The following is a 19,221-nucleotide window of genomic DNA, read 5'->3' on the forward strand; positions in this document are numbered from 1 at the left end:
AGCCCGGGAGGAACGGCATGCAAACGTGGAAGGCCCTTAAACAGAAAATCGGAGACTTTAGATTTCAAACGAAAATAAAGCTTTCATTTTTGCTGGTCAGCATGATTCCTGTTATTGTTCTCGGAAGTTTCTGCTTCTCAGAAACCAGATCGCTCTTAGTGCAGCAGTCAAAAGCCGATCTGAATGCCACATTAAAACAAAGCGTCCTGGCTGTAAACAACCAGCTGGATGTCTACAATAAAGTAATGAATTTTCTGAGCTTCAACCAGGAGATTGTGAATGCCGCCAACACCACGTATACCAGTGCGTATGAAATGTATGACCAGTTAAATAACGTAATCGATCAGAATTTCTTTACAGCGCGTTACTTGAACACCGGGGTAGAACAAATCATCCTGTATACCGGAACAAATCTGCCTCCACATGGAAACACTGTAAGACCTATCGATGAAATCAAAGAAGCCTCATGGTACCCGCTTGTAATGAAGTCGGTTGATGTTCTTTGGTTTTCCAGCGGGGAAAGTGTATATAGTGCCCGGCGTCTCCTCAGCACAAAACAGGAAAATCCCAAAGATAATATTCTGTTTGCACTTGTAGACTATGATGCACTGTTTAAAACGTTTGAACCCCTCGAATCTCATGGAGCGGAGATCATGATAATGGACTCCAATGGAGATTCTATCTATTCTTCGGGAGCTGACCGTAAAAATTCAGTTATCCCCATTTCCGATAAGACAGCTGATGAGTTTCATTGGAGTGGGAAGAACTACACCGTCCTGCAATCTTCGATCCCGATTACAGGATGGAATGTATATTTGTATAAGCCGACAAGCCTGATCACCAACTCGGCATGGTGGATTGCTTTGACTGTCCTGTTGATGATTGCCGCCTGCATCGCTGCAGTCGTTGTGGCTGGCACACTCTTTTCCCGGAAAATTATGCTGCCTATTCACCGCCTGCACAAAAATATGAAACTTATAGGAGAAGGGAATTTAGAGATTAAAGTTTTCAGCGATTCTAAAGATGAAATTGGAGATCTGATCCGAGGGTTTGGAAGTATGCTGGGAAGAACCAAGACGCTAATTGATACTGTGTATGTGGGAGAAATCGCACGCAAGGAATACGAAATGAAAGCTCTGCAGGCGCAAATCAATCCTCATTTTCTATACAATTCCCTGTCATTAATAAATTGGAGAGCGCTTCGAATACATGCGACGGATATTAGTGAAATGGCACAGCTATTATCTACTTTTTACCGTACTACGCTCAATAAGGGCGAGAATCTGATATTGGTTTCCGACGAAATTCTTAATGTTCAGTCCTATATTAATATACAGTTGATTATGCACAGCAACAGTTTCGAGATAGATTATCAGATTGATGACTCCATTCTTTCCTGCCGTATGCCCAATTTAATGCTCCAGCCTTTAATCGAAAATGCGATCATTCATGGAATTGAAAACCGGGAAGACGGCGGTGGAATCATACATCTCTCAGGCAAAAAAGAAGGTCAAAGTATAGTTTTTCTGATAACTGACAATGGAATTGGAGTAGAGCAGGAGCGGCTTGCTCTATTGCTTAAATCTCAATCTAAAGGATACGGACTTAAAAATGTAAATGACCGGGCAGTGGTAATGTACGGCGAACAGTATGGACTGACGATTAACAGTGTTCCCGGAAAAGGAACTCAAGTTTTACTCAAAATTCCTTATGATGAACACAATTAAGAGTCAGCTTCCGCACATACAAAAAGCAGGTTCCCGACAAGGCGATTGAGCCGTTTCAGAACCTGCTTAAATGCTACCACACGGTGAAATATAAACGTCTGTTCTACTGGGCTTTGGCCACCTGCACGTTGCCCAGAAAAGCAGACACACGCCGCAGATACTCGCGCGGATGCTCGCGGAACAGCAGTTCATGGTGGCTGCCCTTCACGATCCAGGAATCCGAATACGGGTTGCTCTGATTAGCTGCAAGTTCTTCCGCAATAGGATACGGAGCCTTATCATCATTGGTGCCGTGCAGAAAGAGAGTAGGGAAAGGGTAATCCTTCGCCTTGACCTTGGAATAAGGAATCTGATTCAATCCTGTGCCGTTCAGCACCGGGAAGAGCAATTCCATAATTTCCAGGGAGGGCTGGCGGGGCAGATCGATGTTCTGCTTGATGTTATGGTACAGCGTATCCGGCTCAAGCAGGAAGGTGCTGTCGAGAATCATGGCATCGACATCCTTGGTGACAAGTCCCGCCTGCAGAGCGGTACCCGCCCCCATCGAGAAGCCCCAGACAACAATCTCTTTGGCTCCATGCTCCTTGGCGTACTTTATGGCACCAAGGAGCTGCTGGGATTCCTTTTTGCCGCCGGTGGCGATATCCTTGTGGGTCTTGGAAGCGAAGCCGTAGTCAAACATGACTACATTGAAATTTAGGCTGTGCGCGTAATGGGCCAGATCGTACATCGGGACCCAGGTTTCCTCGCGGTTGGCGCCATAACCGTGGCTGAACACGATCGTTTTGGCCGAGCCCTTGGACGGAATATACCATCCCTGCATCATGCGGCTGCCGTCCAACGCCGGAAAGGTGATGTCCTCATAATCCAGTCCTTTGGCCAGTGACGGATTGGAGTACAGCGGGGCCACTGTAGGGTTGGACAGCACCCAGGCGATATAACCGTGCAGTGCGATGAAACAGAAGACAAAAAAGAAAAAAACGGACAGAAGCAAAGCAACAATAATATGTTTAACGCGAATCATCCGCAGTGAAAGCTTGGGTGCAGCACTTGGTCTGTGCTCACCGGGCATACGGGAGACCGGCGTGCCGGTATGCGTGGTTGCCAAGTCCATAAGGTCCCCTCCTATAACATCCGGAAATAGTTCATATGTTTAATCGTATGATTATGATCTTACAAAGTCAATGAAATAGCCGCTTTTGTAATGTAACTGTAAAGTGGGGCCCATTCTTTTCCGCTTCCGAAACTGCTGGACTTTGCCGGGGCATTTGCTCTAAGATAGAGTGGGTTGTTTTAATAATGTAACCGGGTTTCATTTAATGAAACAGTTGAAGGGGAGATCGCAGTGGAGGACCGTAAACTGACTGTACGCGCGGTAGAACGGGCGTTGGATATATTGCTGTGTTTTACACAGGAAAGTGATCTGAGCCTGACCGAGATTGCCTCCAAGATCAGTCTGCACAAAAGCACGGTGCACCGGCTGCTGACCACGCTGGAGGAAAAAGGGTTCCTTCTGCGCAATGAAGCCACAGAGAAATACCGCCTGGGTATCCGTATCTGGGAGCTGTCCACGCATCTTCCAACCCTGGATGAACCGGCGGCGCTGCTGCTTCCGGCGATGGAAAAGCTGCGTGACCAGCTCGGAGAGACGGTAAGCCTGTATCTGCGCGATGGTCTGGAGCGTGTACGCATACAGGCTGTGCAGAGCCGCCAGGCGATCCGCCGGGTCGCACAGATCGGGGCCAGGCTGCCGCTTTCGGTAGGCGCTTCGAGCAAGGTGCTGGCAGCTTATGCTCCCCATGAGGTTCAGACCCGTCTGCTGGCCGACCCGAACTGGCCGGAGGCTGTGGACAAAAGTGTATATTTGGAGCAGCTGCAGGAGATCACCCGCCTAGGTTATGCGACAAGCTTCGAGGAACGGGAGCCGGGTGCGGCAGCGGTGGCTGTGCCCATTGTCGGACGGGCGGGAAAAGTAGTCGCAGCGCTTTCACTGTCAGGGCCAGTCAGCAGGCTCTCGCGGGAGATGCTGGAGGACTATGCCGTGGTATTGGCTGAAAACGCCGCAGAAATGGGCCTGATGATGGGCTAATGTATCAAGGTTCGTTATATAGTCGATTTAGGGGGTAATTAGTAAGTGAAAGCTATACAGTCATTATCTATAGGTAATTATGGTTAATTCCGGGGCATGGGGGGATAGGATGGCTACTGTACTACCCGATTCATTAATGGAGGAGATGGAGGAGGTCCAGAAAACGTTCGGCAAAGCCACCGGGCAGGCTTTCGTGCTTACGGATCAAGAAGGAAACATTTTTACCCGTCCAGTAGCCGCTGGAACGTTTTATGAGATCATTTTGACTTCTCTGCAAGACTTGGCTTACCCCTTCAAGCCTACCTTGCGCAGATTGGGTTCTGTATCGCATCCTGTCATTCTGGAGGAATGGGTTGCCGGATTAAAATACGTTATTATACCGTTGTTCCCAGGTTATGGGCAGACTTATTATCTATGGTCGGGTGTCTATATGGAAGAGGGCAGTAAAGCGCTGATTATGCCTGCTTTTGAAGCAAAAATGAAGAATCATCCCGCCTTTGAACAGTTGAAGAAAGAACTGCTTGCCCAACCTGAGCTCAGCCGGGAAGGCGTTGCTGAGGTACAGGGAAAGATCGCGGTGCTAGGCCGAATCCTCAGTAAATTGCTATCCGGTTGTGCGGCTGCTTCTGGAATGCCGAGGATTGGAGAAATGACCTCCCGGCTCTTAACAGCTCTGGAGAAGGACTACCTCAAGGTTCAAGAGGTTCTGCAGCAGCTGGCGGCAAATACCTCGGCTGGGGACTTGTACGCTTTTGCCAAAGAGAATGAGGACGGCAGATTCCAGGTGGATTATGCCGCCGGAAGAGGGGCGCCTCTGCTGCTGAATACCGTTTTCCAGCAAGGCGACGGGTATCTCGGACAGGCTGTGCTTGGCAAAGAGCCGAGGCATTGGAGAACCACTGCACAAGACCCAAGGTCGTTGTTCTTCACGAAGTGCGGTCTTCCGCAACCCGTATACTTGTCTTGCTACCCGGTCATGATCTATGGCGGCAGGAGAGCGCTTTTGCTGGCGGTAGGGTTCAGCACAAACGAACAGGTGCAAAGCTATGACCTTGAGGAACAGCTCGTAGCCTCCTTGGTGGGACTTTCGGACAGAAGCGAGAAGCTGATACGGCGGGAAGAGCTGCGTAAAGAAGGAACTCTCCGGCTTAAGGAAGCCGTGCGGTTGCTGCCGCAGGTCACCACCTTTAAGGAACTGGGCAACGTGCTGCTCGATACCTTGATGGGCATGCCCTTTTCGCCTTCGCCGGTGCTTGTCTTTTTGCAGAACCAAGAAGATGCCGGGAGTTCATACTATTCCAGAGGCTGGACTAAAGAGGACGAGCTGCTGTATGTGAAGGATCTGGAGGAGCGGTATTCTCCGCAGGCCTTTCTCTCCGCTCCCATCGTCAATGAAGCCGCAGGCGAGCGTTTTCTCCTGGAATGTCCGCTAATCGCCGAAAATGCATTCAAGGGCATCTTATCCGTCGGGTTCCGGCAGCAGGGCGAAGCGGGGGAATGGCAAGCATTTACGGAATGCATCGCCACCCTGGCTGCGACGTCCATCCGTCTTCTGGAGAAAGACAGCAGGCATGCTAAGCATACTGAAGTTTTTTTGAAAAATCTCCGCTGTATACTGCAGGACAGCTATCCCGAGCTGCATCGTGTTTCGCAGGACGCTTCCGGGCTGGCGTATGATTTTGGCCGTTATCTGGGTTTGCCGGAAAGCGATTCCGAACGGCTTAAACGGAGCTGTCTGCTGGCCCCTTTTCAGCTGGAGCTGCTGGTTGAATATGATTTCTTTACCGAAGAGATTCTGCTGCTGAAGCAGGTGGACCGGTTGTCCGCTTTTTATTTTGAAATCGAGAAACCTTTACTCTCCTTTGAGGCTCGAGTGCTGGCTCTTGTACTGCATCATGCGGGTGAGCGGGAGCAGGGGGAGCCGCTGGTGGACAGCAGAGAGACATGGCTTGATTCCTCGAGATTTAAGATGGTTTGTAATGTACAGGCGGCAATCGATGCCGAACTGCCGGCGTCGTTCCAGTCGTTTATGCTCAGCCGGTCCAGGGAACAGCAGCAAGAGCAGGCGGTTTCACCCGGCAAGCTCCTGAACAACGCGGCTCTTAAGTCGCCGAAGGAAGAGTGGGGAATCTCGCCCCGCGAAGAAGAGGTGCTGGAGCTGATCATCCTCGGCAAGACCAATAAGGAAATTGCTTCTGCGTTATTCATCAGTGAACATACCGTGAAAAACCACTTGAGCCGTATTTTCAATAAGATGAACGTGACGGACCGCTCGCAGATTATTGCCCTTGTCTATAAAAGAATTCTGAATTCAGAGGGGCTTGAGATTTAGCGGTTGTTATGAACTATTCTTTCATCGGCAGCAAACTAAATAACAAAATATACAGCAAACAGCCTCCAATCCTCCCGTATGGGAGTGTTTGGAGGCTGTTTGCTTCAGGAAGGAACCGGATTACCGGGGACACGCCCCGGTAACCGTTCATTCCCAAAGATTTATTCTACCGGCAGCGCTGAATCCGATGTGGCGGCATCAGCCAGCATCTGGCGGAGGACGGTCTGCAGAATACCGCCATTCCGGTAGTAGTCGATATCAACGGTGCTGTCGAGACGGGCAATAACCGGGAACTCGAACTGGGTGCCGTCTTCGCGGGTTGCTGTGACAGTCAGCTCCTGACCCGGCTGAACATCATTGCCAAGTCCGGTGATGTTGAAGGTCTCGCGTCCGGTCAGGCCCATGCTGCTCCAGCCATGGCCTTCCTGGAATTGCAGCGGAAGTACGCCCATGCCGACGAGATTGCTGCGGTGAATCCGCTCGAAGCTCTCGGCGATAACCGCTTTGACGCCCAGCAGGAGCGTGCCTTTGGCTGCCCAGTCGCGTGAGCTGCCGGTGCCGTATTCCTTGCCGGCGATGACGATCAGATTCTGTCCTGCGGATTGGTACAGCATGGACGCATCATAGATCGACATCACTTCTTCGCTTGGCAGGAAGGTGGTGACTCCGCCTTCCGTTCCCGGAGCGACCGCGTTGCGGATGCGGATATTCGCAAACGTGCCGCGCATCATCACTTCATGGTTCCCGCGGCGTGAGCCGTAGGAGTTGAAGTCTGCACGTTCCACGCCATGGCTCCGCAAATATTCGCCGGCCGGGCCAGAGGTCGAGATATTGCCTGCTGGCGAGATGTGGTCGGTGGTTACGGAATCGGCAAGCAGCGCGAGTACGCGGGCATTGCGGATGTCTTTGATATCGCCGACCCCGTCTGCCAGATTCTCAAAGAACGGCGGGTTCTGGATGTACGTAGAGTTGTCATCCCATTCGTACAGCTCGCCTTCCGGCACTGGAATAGAGTTCCAACGTTCGTTGGCCGTAAATACATTCTCATATTTGCGGCGGAACATCTCCGGACTCAGGGAGAGGCTGATAGCTTCGCGGATTTCCGCGGAGGTTGGCCAGATATCGGCAAGGTATACAGGCTCGCCTTGCGGATCATAGCCCAGCGGCTCCGTCTTCAGATCAATGTTGACTGTGCCTGCCAGGGCGTAAGCTACGACAAGCGGCGGCGACGCCAGGTAATTCGCTTTGACCTGGGCATGCACACGGCCCTCAAAGTTCCGGTTCCCGGATATTACAGCAGCTACTGTCATATCATTGTCTGTAATCGCCTGGCTGACTTCATCCGGCAGCGGGCCGGAGTTGCCGATACAGGTGGCACAGCCGTAGCCGGCCAGATAGAAGCCGAGCGCTTCCAGCGGCTTCAGCAGATCGGCCTTTTCCAGGTACTCGGTAACAACCAGTGAGCCTGGCGTGAGACTGCTTTTTACGTATCCGGGTTTGGTCAGTCCGCGTTCTACAGCTTTCTTGGCCAGCAGACCGGCCCCCAGCATTACACTTGGGTTGGAAGTATTCGTACAGCTCGTAATGGCTGCAATCACAACCGCGCCAGTGCTGAGCTTGCTGGTAGTCCCGTTCTTATGCTGCACTTCGACAACCTCGCTGATTTTTTCATCGCTGAGGCCATAGCCGCCCTTGTCGACCGGTGTGCGGATAATCCCTTCGAAGTTTTCTTTCATATGCGTCAGCTCAACACGGTCCTGCGGACGTTTCGGTCCGGCAAGGCTTGGAACTACAGAAGCAAGGTCAAGTTCAATGGTATCGGTGAATGCCGGGTCCGGCGTATCCGAGGTGCGGAACATCCCCTGCGCCTTATAGTAGTCTCCAACCAGCTCTACAAGCTCATCCGGGCGGCCGGTGCTGCGCAGGTAGGCAAGCGTCTCGTCGTCCACCGGGAAGAAACCGATAGTTGCGCCGTATTCGGGAGCCATGTTGGCCACTGTTGCGCGGTCCGCCAGGCTGATGTTGGCCAGACCCGGTCCGTAGAATTCGACAAATTTGCCGACTACGCCTTTTTTGCGCAGCATTTGGGTGACAGTCAGGGCCAGATCGGTAGCGGTAGCCCCTTCAACCAGACTGCCTGTAAGCTTGAAGCCCACTACATCCGGTGTCACAAAATAAAGCGGCTGCCCCAGCATTCCGGCTTCGGCCTCAATGCCGCCCACGCCCCAGCCTACTACGCCAAGACCGTTAATCATCGTGGTATGGGAATCGGTTCCGACCAGGGAATCCGGGTATACTACGGTTTCACCGTCAACGTTCTTCGTGGTGGCCACGGAAGCCAGATACTCCAGATTGACCTGGTGGACAATTCCTGTTGCCGGGGGAACAGCGCGGAAATTGTTGAAGGCTGTCTGCGCCCAGCGCAGGAAACGGTAGCGTTCTTCGTTGCGTTCGAACTCTACATTCATATTGTATTCCAGCGCGTCTGCGGTACCAAAAGCATCAACCATAACCGAGTGGTCAATAACCAGATCTACCGGGACGAGCGGATTGATCTTCTTCGGATCGCCGCCGGCTTTCTTGACGGTATCGCGCATGGCTGCCAGATCTACAACTACCGGGACGCCGGTGAAATCCTGCAGTACAATCCGGGCCGGGATAAAGGGGATTTCTTTGTTGCGGTCGATGCCGCCTGACCAGCCGGCCAGCTGCTTCACGTGTTCTTCGGTAATCGCGCGTCCGTCGTATTGGCGGACTGCGGCTTCAAGCAATACTTTGATGGAAAACGGCAGCGAGGAAATATCGCCTGCGCCTTGCTTTTCTAGGGAGTTAAGATGATAGTAGCGATAGCTTTTGCCGCCTGACTCCAGGGTGCGGGCCAGCGAAAAATGGTCCTTGCTTGGCATATATGCGCCTCCTTGTTTCATCTAATGAAACTACATTTCAATATTTTATATATCTTAAGTATAACGTTTACAATGGGGGGAGTAAAGTTTTTTTTGCCGTTTAAACGCCCGAATTTCCCGGCGGGATGTTAGGTTTGGCGCTTGGTAAAATGAGGGCTGCGGGGTGCTGGCAGAAATGCCGTTGTTGAGGCACCGCAAGCGGGGAATGGCGGGAACAACGGCAGAAATGCCGTTGTTGGAGCACCGCAAGCGGTGAATGGCGGGAACAACGGCAGAAATGCCGTTGTTGAGGCACCGCAAGCGGGGAATGGCGGGAACAACGGCAGAAATGCCGTTGTTGAGGCACCGCAAGCGGGGAATGGCGGGAACAACGGCAGAAATACCGTTGTTGGAGCACCGCAAGCGGGGAATGGGGAACAACGGCAGAAATGCCGTTGTTGAGGCACCGCAAGCGGGGAATGGCGGGAACAACGGCAGAAATGCCGTTGTTGAGGCACCGCAAGCGGGGAATGGCGGGAACAACGGCAGAAATGCCGTTGTTGAGGCACCGCAAGCGGGGAATGGTAGGAACAACGGCAGAAATGCCGTTGTTGGAGCACCGCAAGCGGGGAATGGTAGGAACAACGGCAGAAATGCCGTTGTTGGAGCGGCCGCTAGGGTAAAGTACGGCTGATTTCAGAGAATTGTCTGTTGGGCCAAATGAGAGGCGGAAATTCCTTTGATTTCGCCAGAAGTAGGCTAGTAGTGATAAGTGGTGATAATGAGAAGGTAAGCTAAGTGGAAAAAGGACTTAAATTCCTCAGAAATCAACAATTGTGGGGGTTAAGTAGAAAAAGGGAACTTAATTCAGCAGTATGCCTTTATCTGGAGTGAAACGGGCTGAATTGGTGTACCCTTTTCCACTTAGCCTGCCGGATTGCTGGATACTCAAACTAATTAGTGATACTTTTTCCGCGTAAGCAGCAAACGGAGCTCCAAGAAGGCCATTTTCCCCTTACACCAACTTCTTGATACTATCGGCCGGGTTGGGCTGCGGGGCCAAATGAGAGGTAAAAGTACCTCTGATATCGGCCGAATCGGGCTGCAGGCCAAATGAAGGGTAAAAGTACCTCTGATATCGGCCGAATCGGGCTGCAGGCCAAATGAAGGGTAAAAGTACCTCTGATATCGGCCGAATCGGGCTGCAGGCCAAATGAAGGGTAAAAGTACCTCTGATATCGGCCGAATTGGGCTGCGGGGCCAAATGAAGGGTAAAAGTACCTCTGATATCGGCCGAATTGGGCTGCGGGGCCAAATGAGAGGTAAAAGTACCTCTGATCCAGCCAGAAGTTGGCGGGCGGAGAATGTTTAATATTGTTCCATGCCTTTTCCAAGGCTTTCCGCATGCACACTTGTATGCTCTATTTTTTTACACACCTTCTCAATAATTATAATGATTTCGTTCCTCACCCGAAGTACTATACACCAGACCCTGAAGGAGCCTAACACAACAACAATTCGATCTAATAGTGGGAGAAAGGTTGTAATAGACAGCGGTTGGGTCTTTATTTATGTAAGCTGCAATATCCTCTGCATAACCTAAATGGGTTATATTAACCCCGTATCACCGCGCCCAAACCGTTTCTTCTTATTTCTAACTGTATAGCTGCGAGGATTCCCTCATATACATAGAACAGCAGCCAAACAGGGATGAAGGGGCGGATAATGGAATGGAGCAGCAGTGGAAGCAAAGTCTGTATGTGTATGTAGATCAAGTGAATAAGGGGCGGGTGGCGCCCGGTGCCGAGCAGCAGCGAAGCACGGTCCGGAACCCGCAGTTCCTGCTGGAGCAGGGGGAACGCTCCCGGCGGCTCGCGCAGTGGTACGAGCAGCGCGGCATTACACCGCTGCGTTCGGAGACGGGTGTCCGCACGCTCCGGACCGTCCGGCAGAACCCGTCCGAGGTGGTGGCGGATGTGGCGCTGCACAGTGCGCTGTATTATGAGAAAGGCGGCATTACTCACCGAGAGGATGTCATTGAATCGGAGCGGCTGACTTTTGTGCTTGAAGGGAGCACCTGGGAAATTGCCGCTGTTGAGCGCAGTGTGCCGGAGCGGAATTCAATGCGCAGAGTGGTAGGAGCGGAACCGGTGCTGCGGCTGTCCAAATGGGGGGAAGCGCTCCCTGTCCCGCAGCCGTCGCAGCCGCTGCTTAACAAGAGTATTCTCCGGGGGATTACCAGCAGCAAAGAGGTGCGCTATCGCCGGGAAGACGCTGCAGCCTATGCAGACCGGTGGTGGAAAGACGGCAATCCGGAGTTCGAAGTGTTCGAAGTGGACTGCACCAATTATGTGTCCCAATGTCTCTTTGCAGGGGGGGCGCCTATCAACTATACTGGTAAAAGAGAAACGGGCTGGTGGTACAAAGGCTACAATGGCGCGCAGGAATGGTGGAGTTTTAGCTGGGCCGTGTCGGACAGTCTGCAGCGCTATTTAAGCGCAGACCGAAGCAGCGGACTCCGGGCCGAGGCGGTTGAACGGGCGGATCAGCTGATGCTTGGTGATGTCATACAGTACGATTGGGACGGCAACGGCCATTATCAGCACAGTACGATTGTTACCGCTTTTGATGCAGCTGGGCAACCGCTTGTGAATGCGCGGACGGTCAGCAGCCGGCACCGCTATTGGGATTACCGTGATTCCTATGCATGGACCGACAGAACGGCCTACCGTTTTTTCCATATTAATGACTACTTATAAAGCAGAAAGAGGTTAGGGCATGGGGGATACAAAATTAACCGTAGGACTGGTGTACGGCGGCAAATCCGGAGAGCACGAGGTATCGCTGCAGACGGCGTTTGCGGTTATGAACGCTTTTGACTACGCTAAATATGAGATTATACCTTTTTATATTTCCAAGCAGGGGCTCTGGAAGGTCGGAGCGGCGCTGGATGCCCCTTTTGGCACCATTGAACAGCTGAAGCTGGGCGGTGAAGCCGGAGATATGAGCATGGCGTTAAATGCGGTGTTCAGCGGATTGTCTGGCGGTGACCCGTTGATCGATGTGATGTTCCCGCTGCTGCACGGCACCAACGGAGAAGACGGAACGATTCAGGGCTTGTTCGAAATGGCAAATATCCCTTATATCGGTGCTGGCGTGCTGGCGTCATCCGCAGGCATGGATAAAGTTGTGATGAAGAAGCTGTTCGGAGAGGCCGGGCTGGATCAATGTGAATACTGCTATTTCAATGTCAGCGCCTGGAAACGTAAAAGCCATGAGCTGATCATCAGCCTGGAGGATAAGCTGGGCTATCCGGTATTCGTCAAGCCGGCCAATCTGGGCTCCAGTGTAGGCATTTCCAAAGCCGTTGATAAGGAGAGCCTGATCAAGGCTGTGGAGCTTGCGTTCCGCTATGACACCAAGGTCATTATCGAGGAATTTGTCGATGCGCGCGAGGTTGAAGTCAGTGTGCTTGGCAATGAGGAGCCGGAGGCTTCAGTTCCGGGTGAAATCGTCTCTTCTGGTGAATATTATGATTATGCTGCAAAATACACCGACGGCAAATCGCAGATGCTGATTCCGGCTCCTGTGGACCCTGAGGTCGCTGACCGTCTGCGGGAGTCGGCTATCCAGGCGTTCCGGGCGATTGAGGGCAGCGGCATTACGCGTGCCGACTTCTTCCTGCGCAAATCCGACGGGAAGATTCTCATTAATGAAGTGAATACGATGCCCGGGTTCACACCTTACAGCATGTATCCGCTGCTGTGGCGCGAAACTGGAGTATCCTATCAGGCGCTGCTGGACCGCATGATTGAGCTGGCGCTGGAGCGTTACCATTTCAAGCAGGGTCTGAAGTACGACAACGAATAACATTTGGCGAGCGGCGGGATCATTCCGGCCGGGAAGGAGAGAGGAACCATGGGATTTCAATCCGAATTCAATTCTGTATGCAAGTTCAAGAATGATCAGGAGCTGTACGAGCTGCTGGAATACGGCCGTACCAAAATGGTAAAACAGGGCTTCCGCGTGTATCCGACCGGCCAGAAGGTCATCGCCTACACACCGGAGAATGTGGCGATTGCTATTGTCAAAATTTCCGCATCCATCGCGGAAATTAATTTCCAGGGCAACGAGGTGACAGCTGTCGAGATGGATTTGGTACGCAAGCTGAATGAGGAAGAATCACGGGTGCAGACGGCGCTGGCCTATGAGATGTTTTTTGGAGAAGAAGGATGATTGTCCGGTTTGGCTATGTAGCCATGTCTACGGTTATCCCGGACTGCTCGCCCTCCAAGACCATGACCATGGCCAGCTTCAACAAGCTGAATGACCGGGAAGCCGCGCTTCGGCGGCTGGAGACCATCGCCCGCGGGAATCTTCACAATACGCTGCGTCTGCTCAAGCATAATGTCGGCTCGGATATCCAGGTATACCGCTTGACCTCCAAACTGATTCCGCTGGCGACGCATCCCGATCTGCAGGACTGGAATCCCTTTGCCGCATTGGCTGCGGATTTTGCCGAAGTAGGCAGCTATGTGAAAAAGCATGGACTGCGGGTTTCTTTCCACCCTGACCACTTTACAGTACTGAGCACTCCACGGCCCGAGGTGCTGGCCAGTTCGGTCCGGGATTTGCAGCATCATGTGGATATGCTGACTGCCATGGATTTGCCGGCGACCGCCAAGAACAACATTCATATCGGCGGTGCGTATGGAGACAAGCCCGCGGCTGCAGCGCGCTTTTTGGAGCATTTTGCGGAATTGCCGCTGGAGCTGCAGGAGCGGACGACACTGGAGAACGACGACAAGACCTTCAATGCCCCGGAGACGCTTGAGGTCAGCCGGAGGCTGGGAGTCCCTATGGTGCTGGATATTCATCATCAGTGGGTGAATAATGAAGGGGAGCTTCCTTGGGAGCTGTGGCCGGAGATTATGAAGACCTGGCAGACTTCCCTGGCGCTGAAGGATGTGCTCCCCGGTGAAATGCTGCCCCCGAAAATTCATGTATCGAGTCCGCGCAGCCCGTCCGACCCGCGCAGCCATGCTGATGGTGTGGAGCCTGCGCCGCTGCTGGCTTTTCTTAAGCGTATTGCGGCGGATACTCCGGCCGTGGATGCGATGATTGAAGCGAAGGCTAAGGACGGAGCACTGTTTGGTCTGATGGAAGCGCTAAAGGAGCTTGCTGAAGCGGGGAACGGAATAACGGTACTAGATGGGGCAAGCGTCAATATTGAACCATAAACCCCGGATAACCCGGTGCTAGAAGCAGAAAACGGGCTAACCTCTGACTTGATTAGTCTCTTTAAATAGGGTACGTTGAATGAAGGTTGAGCGAACACAAGGCCGGCCCTCCGATAGCCAACTGGTGTGGCTGATTGGTGGGTGTCGCCCTGATTCCAAAGAGTGCACCTTGTCACTACATATGGAAACAATTATGCTCAAGAAAGCGGAGTGAAGATATGAATCCTACAAATTCTGATAACCGGAACGACCGGGAGCCTTACGTTGTTACCAGTAAGGGTCATACTGCTGCAGCGATCAATGCCGCTGCTAAAGCGGGGGAATGGATCAAGAACAGACAGGGCCATGTGAAGGAACTGGGCAGCAAGACGTCAGCCCAGGATCTGGTTACAGAAGTGGACAAAGGCGTGGAGCAGATGATCCGCCGGCTGATCCTGACCCATTATCCCGACCATGCGATTCTCGGGGAAGAAAGCGTTCAGCCAGGAGCTGATGCTTTGACAGCCGCTCTGGAAGAAGGACAGAAGCATGATTATTTATGGATTGTTGATCCAATTGATGGAACGACCAATTTTGTACACGGATTTCCTTTTTATTGTGTCTCCATAGCCTTGGTAGTCAAGGGTGAGTTGACTGTGGGCGTTATCTATGATCCTATCCGTGATGAGATGTTCGTGGCTGAGAAGGGCAAAGGCGCCTATATGCATGGGATTCCTACTTCCGTGTCCGCCGAAGCGGACCCGGGAAGCAGCCTGGTGGCGATGGGCTTCCCTCCTGACCGTACCTTTGCCCAGCCGGCGAATATGGCCGGACTGCAGCAGATTCTTCCCCAGATCCGTGGTGTCCGTGCAGGCGGCTCTGCCGCTCTGCATCTGGCCTATGTGGCAGCGGGACGTGTAGACGGTTATTGGGAGGTCGGCCTTAGTCCTTGGGACTGTGCAGCTGGCGTGCTGCTGGTACTGGAGTCCGGAGGCAAGGTGACGGATACGCTGGGCAATCCCTATGATATTGGCACCCGTCATGTGGTGGCCAGCAACGGACGAATCCATGATTTCCTGGTGGCCTCGCTTGGCGAAGCTAAAGCAACGGGATATAACAAGTAAGGAGGGCGGCAAGAAGCATGAGTGATAAAGATGATCTGGAGCGCAAGCTGAGCGAGCTGCTGGAGGATGGCGAGATGGAAGAGGCCGACCGGACGGCCAAGGAGATCCGCCAAATCTCGCCCAAGTATGAAATTCGTATTCAGACCACACTTGATCCGATTGTGGAAGAAACGCTGCGCTACCGTAAAATAGGCCATGAGCTGGATGACAGATATGATAAATATCTGGAACGGGCAAAGAAAGATCATGGTTCTGCGGATGGAGATAACTCTTAGATATCATTTTAATCCTGCCAGGAGCGGCTTCCGAATACGGGAAGCCGCTCTTTTGCATACACGGACTGGATGATAGAATGGAAATATACCAATTTGGGAGGGATACGATGCTGAGCGCATGGAAAAAAATGTACGCGGCTGGCACGAGCAGCCTGCTGCTGTTCACATTGTTGATCAGTGCAGGAGCCGGCTCTGCTAGTGCAGCTGAAGCCGCCGCAGCAATACAAGGTTCGGAGCAGGATGTTTTTCGCATCGTAGCACTGGGGGATTCCATCACTGCGGGCTATGAGCCGGGGATGACTGATCCGAATGTGAAGCCCTACGGATATGCGGAGCGGCTGCTGGAGCAAGGCTGGTATCATGGCAGAAGCGTTCTTAGCAACTATGGGATTTTGGGACTTACTACAACGGGTCTGCTGAATTATACGGCAGCAATCAAAGATGGGGCAGTTACGACTGCCGATGGGATTCAGGCGGGTCTTCCTGATCCGCGGATCAACCAATTTGCTGCGCTCACTCCGCAGATCAAGACTGAGCTTGGCGAGGCCGACCTGGTTACGCTGACTATTGGCGGGAATGATGTGAGCAGCCTGCTGGTCACGGCCAAGGACCTGACGGAAGAGGCATTCAAGGCCCAGCTGGATCAGCTTCTGGCAAGCTACAGCAGCAATGTTAAGGTCGCGCTTGAGAATATCCGCGCAGTCAATGCGAAGGCTACGATTATGCTGGCTGATCAATATCAGCCCGCACCCAAGATTGCGGTGAGCAGCTCGTATCTAAAGCTGATGAGCGCTGCCCAGCAGTTCACCAAAGCGGCAGAAAACGTGGCGGCCAGCCTGAATCAGCCGGATGCTCCAGTGAAGGTGGCCCATGTGGCGGAGGCATTCGCAGGTGTAGAAGCGTCGCGGACCCATATTATTAGTGCAGGGGCTGCGGATTTTCATCCAACGCAGCTGGGGTATGAAACCATCGCCCGGGTATTCGCCGAAACGTATTGGGGAGAGTACCGGGTTCCATCTGTTTCCGCGTGGACAGCCGCATCCGCACCCATGTCAATTGTGGTGAAGGGAGTAGAGGTGAATACGCCGAACAAGCCGGTTCTGAAGAACGGACAGAACTTTCTGGCATTAAAGGATATTCTGAATGCCGTGGGCGCCACCGGGAAATGGGACAATAAAACCCAGAGTGCGGCCATTGTGTACGGGGGAAGGACTGTAGTGATAACGATCGGGTCCCAAACCATCAAGGTAAACGGAGCGGCGGTAGCCATTGATACACCGGCATTTCTGCAAAAGATTGGCAATGAGGATAAAACCTATTTGCCGCTTGCCGCCCTCGCCACCGGTCTGGGCTTCGATGTGAATTATAGCAGCAAGCTGCGGACGGCTTTCATTAATCCATAGACGCGCATAAGCTATACAGATTGAACTTGAAAATATAGAAACAAAGGAAAAGCGGCGGAAGAAAAAATATTAAATTCAGCCTGTACGGCATAAAGGTGGATGAATGTTGTTGTCTAGTACAAAATTCAAGGCGGAATATATGATTACCATGGACGATATTGTGCGCGAGGGCGATTCCGTGCTGCGCACTGTAGCGGAGCCTGTTCAAATGCCCCTGCAGGCCGAGGATCAAGAGGCGCTGCAGTGCATGATGCAGTTTTTGAAGAACAGCCAGGACCCTGAGGTTTCTGCGAAATTTAAGCTGCGCTCCGGTGTAGGGTTGTCCGCGAACCAGATCGGACTGCTGAAACGGATGTTCGTAATGTACCTGAGAGATGACAAAGGCAACATGGTGGAGCATGCCTGGGTCAATCCGAAAGTGATCAGCCATTCAGTGGCCATGATCTATCTGCCGGAGAGTGAAGGCTGCCTGTCCGTCGACCGCCCGGTGCATGGCTTTGTGCCGAGATACGAGTCCGTGAAAGTGAAAGGTTATAATATGACCGGCAAGGAAGTTGTCATGAAGTTCAAGGGCTATCAGGCTATTGTAGTCCAGCATGAAATCGATCATCTGGACGGCATCATGTTCTACGACCGGATCAATGAGGAGAATCCCTTCAAGCTCCCCCAAGGCGTGGAGATCCGCAGTCTTTATGAGCAGAAAAGCAGATAAGCAGATAAGCAGAAAAGTCTGCTATTCCTGCTTAAGTCATTGTCCGCCGCCGCTGTCCTTCGGGACAGCGGTTTTTAAATGGTTTAGGAAATAGATATTATCCTTTTCTTGTAACCGGCGGAGTCATAAGATAAGAGGGAGATCAGCATGTGGGTTAACAGAAAATGAAGTGGAAATTTACCCGAAAAGGTGGGAAACCCGCCGAGTTATATAACCTATTTCCGGCTAGTCCTTGCCAAGAAGGCGTTAAGTAAGCGCTAGTTGGAAAAAGGGAACTTATTTCTTCCCAAAATCAACAATTGTGAGATTTAAGTGGAAAAAGTAAGCTTAATTAGGCCATGTTACCTCCATAGAGGCGAAATGAGCAGAATCAGTTAACCTTTTTCCACTTCATCTTCGGAGAACAAGATCCTGGAGCAAATTAGTTAACCTTTTTCCACTTGGAGTTGCCGCAGGGGTTCTGGAGGTTCTCCAGGCATTGTTAAACTAAAATCCCAAACGGCTACTTTGTCCAGGGAGGACGGCGCAGCCGTTTTGTTCTATGCTTGGAACAGAGCCGCCTTTAATATGGAAAATAGTGTTATACTTACAGAATTATTAAGAGTTTCATTGAAAAAAGATTGGGCTGGCATAAGGGAGCGCATATGGACAGAAATACAGGCATCCTGATGGTTGTTCTCGAAGAACTTTGGTTTACGGCCGCAGGAAGAGCAATGGAAGCAGCAAGACTAAACGACAGGAGGGAATGAAAATGGGCTGGGGTAGAATGCCGATACGAGGGATGCAGAATGAGTACAATGATGAAGCGAAACAGATTGATGAGCAAATTCTAGAGCTGTACCGGCAGCGCAAAGCAGTTTCTGGCGGCAAAGGACTTTTTCCTGATACGGATACGATAGAGGAGTGGGCAACCCGGCTTGAGCTTCAACCCGGTGAAATTACGTTCATTCTGAGCAACCTGAATGAGGCACGGCCGAGACGGCATTTCTGGGAAGAGCCCGGTGCCCTGCTTGGTGTTCTGCCTATTATGCAGACAACGCTGCAGGATGATGCCGAGTATACTTTGACCCATGCGCTGCAGCATGAGAAGCTTAGTATTGTCACACTGGAGATTAAGTATCTGAAAGAGACAGCGGGGCATGTCAATGTCAATGCTGAGCTTATGCTTGCGGTTGTCGGTGATACGGATTACGAAGTCGATGGACATGGCGCGCGTGGTGGCGGAGCGCAGCTTCAAATGCAGTTCATGGTTTGGCCACCGCTGCCGGAAGATCTGAGTTTCGTGGAGTTTTCCCTGGTACCTGCCAGCAACAGGTTCATGCGTCCCATAAGAGAAGAGGTCATCCTGGATAAGCAGATTGACTTTCACTGACCCCATACTGAGCGTTAACGTAAAAATAACCCACTGCGTGAATCCGCCCGCAGTGGGTCTATTTTTAAAAGATAAGGCTTGTG

Annotated in this window: 14 protein-coding genes and 1 pseudogene; 13 read left to right on the forward strand and 2 right to left on the reverse strand. The window is 52.0% G+C overall.

Features of this window, described 5'->3' with window-relative positions; genetic code table 11:
- Window positions 1-17 precede the first annotated feature (17 nt).
- A complete protein-coding gene (locus PGRAT_RS03305; protein WP_025703975.1) occupies window positions 18-1,727 on the forward strand; it encodes a sensor histidine kinase in 1,710 nt (569 codons plus the stop codon).
- Window positions 1,728-1,830: 103 nt separating this feature from the next.
- Here the strand turns inward: PGRAT_RS03305 and PGRAT_RS03310 are convergent, their stop codons facing one another.
- On the reverse strand, window positions 1,831-2,799 hold the full coding sequence (locus tag PGRAT_RS03310; protein WP_036703460.1) for an alpha/beta hydrolase: 969 nt from the start codon (window positions 2,797-2,799) through the stop codon (window positions 1,831-1,833).
- Between the two features lie 273 nt (window positions 2,800-3,072).
- Between PGRAT_RS03310 and PGRAT_RS03315 the strand changes: the two genes are divergently transcribed.
- Together PGRAT_RS03315 and PGRAT_RS34625 are read left to right on the forward strand one after the other, a co-directional pair.
- Window positions 3,073-3,816, forward strand: coding sequence for an IclR family transcriptional regulator (locus PGRAT_RS03315; RefSeq protein WP_025703973.1), 744 nt, complete (start codon window positions 3,073-3,075; stop codon window positions 3,814-3,816).
- Window positions 3,817-5,947: 2,131 nt separating this feature from the next.
- Window positions 5,948-6,148: pseudogene (locus PGRAT_RS34625) on the forward strand (response regulator transcription factor); the annotation flags it as partial.
- Between the two features lie 161 nt (window positions 6,149-6,309).
- On the opposite strand, the gene acnA reads toward PGRAT_RS34625, so the two are convergent.
- A complete protein-coding gene (gene acnA / locus PGRAT_RS03325; protein WP_025703971.1) occupies window positions 6,310-9,054 on the reverse strand; it encodes an aconitate hydratase AcnA in 2,745 nt (914 codons plus the stop codon).
- Between the two features lie 256 nt (window positions 9,055-9,310).
- Here acnA and PGRAT_RS34170 point away from each other — a divergent pair, with 256 nt between their 5' ends.
- The 10 genes from PGRAT_RS34170 (at window position 9,311) to PGRAT_RS03375 (ending at window position 19,138) form a co-directional block, all read left to right on the forward strand.
- Complete coding sequence (locus PGRAT_RS34170) at window positions 9,311-9,727, forward strand: hypothetical protein (RefSeq protein WP_042266030.1); 417 nt, start codon at window positions 9,311-9,313, stop codon at window positions 9,725-9,727.
- A gap of 1,036 nt (window positions 9,728-10,763) precedes the next feature.
- Window positions 10,764-11,792, forward strand: a complete 1,029-nt coding sequence (locus PGRAT_RS03335) for an amidase domain-containing protein (protein ID WP_025704260.1) — start codon at window positions 10,764-10,766, stop codon at window positions 11,790-11,792.
- A gap of 19 nt (window positions 11,793-11,811) precedes the next feature.
- On the forward strand, window positions 11,812-12,903 hold the full coding sequence (locus PGRAT_RS03340; protein ID WP_025704259.1) for a D-alanine--D-alanine ligase: 1,092 nt from the start codon (window positions 11,812-11,814) through the stop codon (window positions 12,901-12,903).
- Window positions 12,904-12,951: 48 nt separating this feature from the next.
- On the forward strand, window positions 12,952-13,269 hold the full coding sequence (locus PGRAT_RS03345; protein WP_025704258.1) for a hypothetical protein: 318 nt from the start codon (window positions 12,952-12,954) through the stop codon (window positions 13,267-13,269).
- Window positions 13,266-14,273 carry a UV DNA damage repair endonuclease UvsE gene (uvsE, locus tag PGRAT_RS03350; RefSeq protein WP_025704257.1) on the forward strand — a complete coding sequence of 336 codons (1,008 nt, stop codon included), beginning with the start codon at window positions 13,266-13,268 and terminating at the stop codon, window positions 14,271-14,273. The genes PGRAT_RS03345 and uvsE overlap by 4 nt, the downstream gene beginning before the upstream one ends.
- A gap of 218 nt (window positions 14,274-14,491) precedes the next feature.
- Complete coding sequence (locus PGRAT_RS03355) at window positions 14,492-15,376, forward strand: inositol monophosphatase family protein (protein WP_025704256.1); 885 nt, start codon at window positions 14,492-14,494, stop codon at window positions 15,374-15,376.
- A gap of 17 nt (window positions 15,377-15,393) precedes the next feature.
- The gene (locus PGRAT_RS03360; RefSeq protein WP_025704255.1) at window positions 15,394-15,651 is read left to right on the forward strand and encodes a hypothetical protein; all 258 of its coding nucleotides are present in this window, start codon (window positions 15,394-15,396) and stop codon (window positions 15,649-15,651) included.
- Window positions 15,652-15,758: 107 nt separating this feature from the next.
- Window positions 15,759-17,054, forward strand: a complete 1,296-nt coding sequence (locus tag PGRAT_RS03365) for a stalk domain-containing protein (protein ID WP_025704254.1) — start codon at window positions 15,759-15,761, stop codon at window positions 17,052-17,054.
- Window positions 17,055-17,193: 139 nt separating this feature from the next.
- Window positions 17,194-17,766 (forward strand): peptide deformylase, encoded by a 573-nt coding sequence (gene def, locus PGRAT_RS03370; RefSeq protein ID WP_238326756.1) that lies wholly within the window; start codon window positions 17,194-17,196, stop codon window positions 17,764-17,766.
- Between the two features lie 751 nt (window positions 17,767-18,517).
- Window positions 18,518-19,138 carry a hypothetical protein gene (locus tag PGRAT_RS03375; protein WP_025704252.1) on the forward strand — a complete coding sequence of 207 codons (621 nt, stop codon included), beginning with the start codon at window positions 18,518-18,520 and terminating at the stop codon, window positions 19,136-19,138.
- The last annotated feature ends 83 nt before the right edge of the window (window positions 19,139-19,221 follow it).

The organism is Paenibacillus graminis (assembly GCF_000758705.1).
Lineage (GTDB): Bacteria > Bacillota > Bacilli > Paenibacillales > Paenibacillaceae > Paenibacillus_AQ > Paenibacillus_AQ graminis.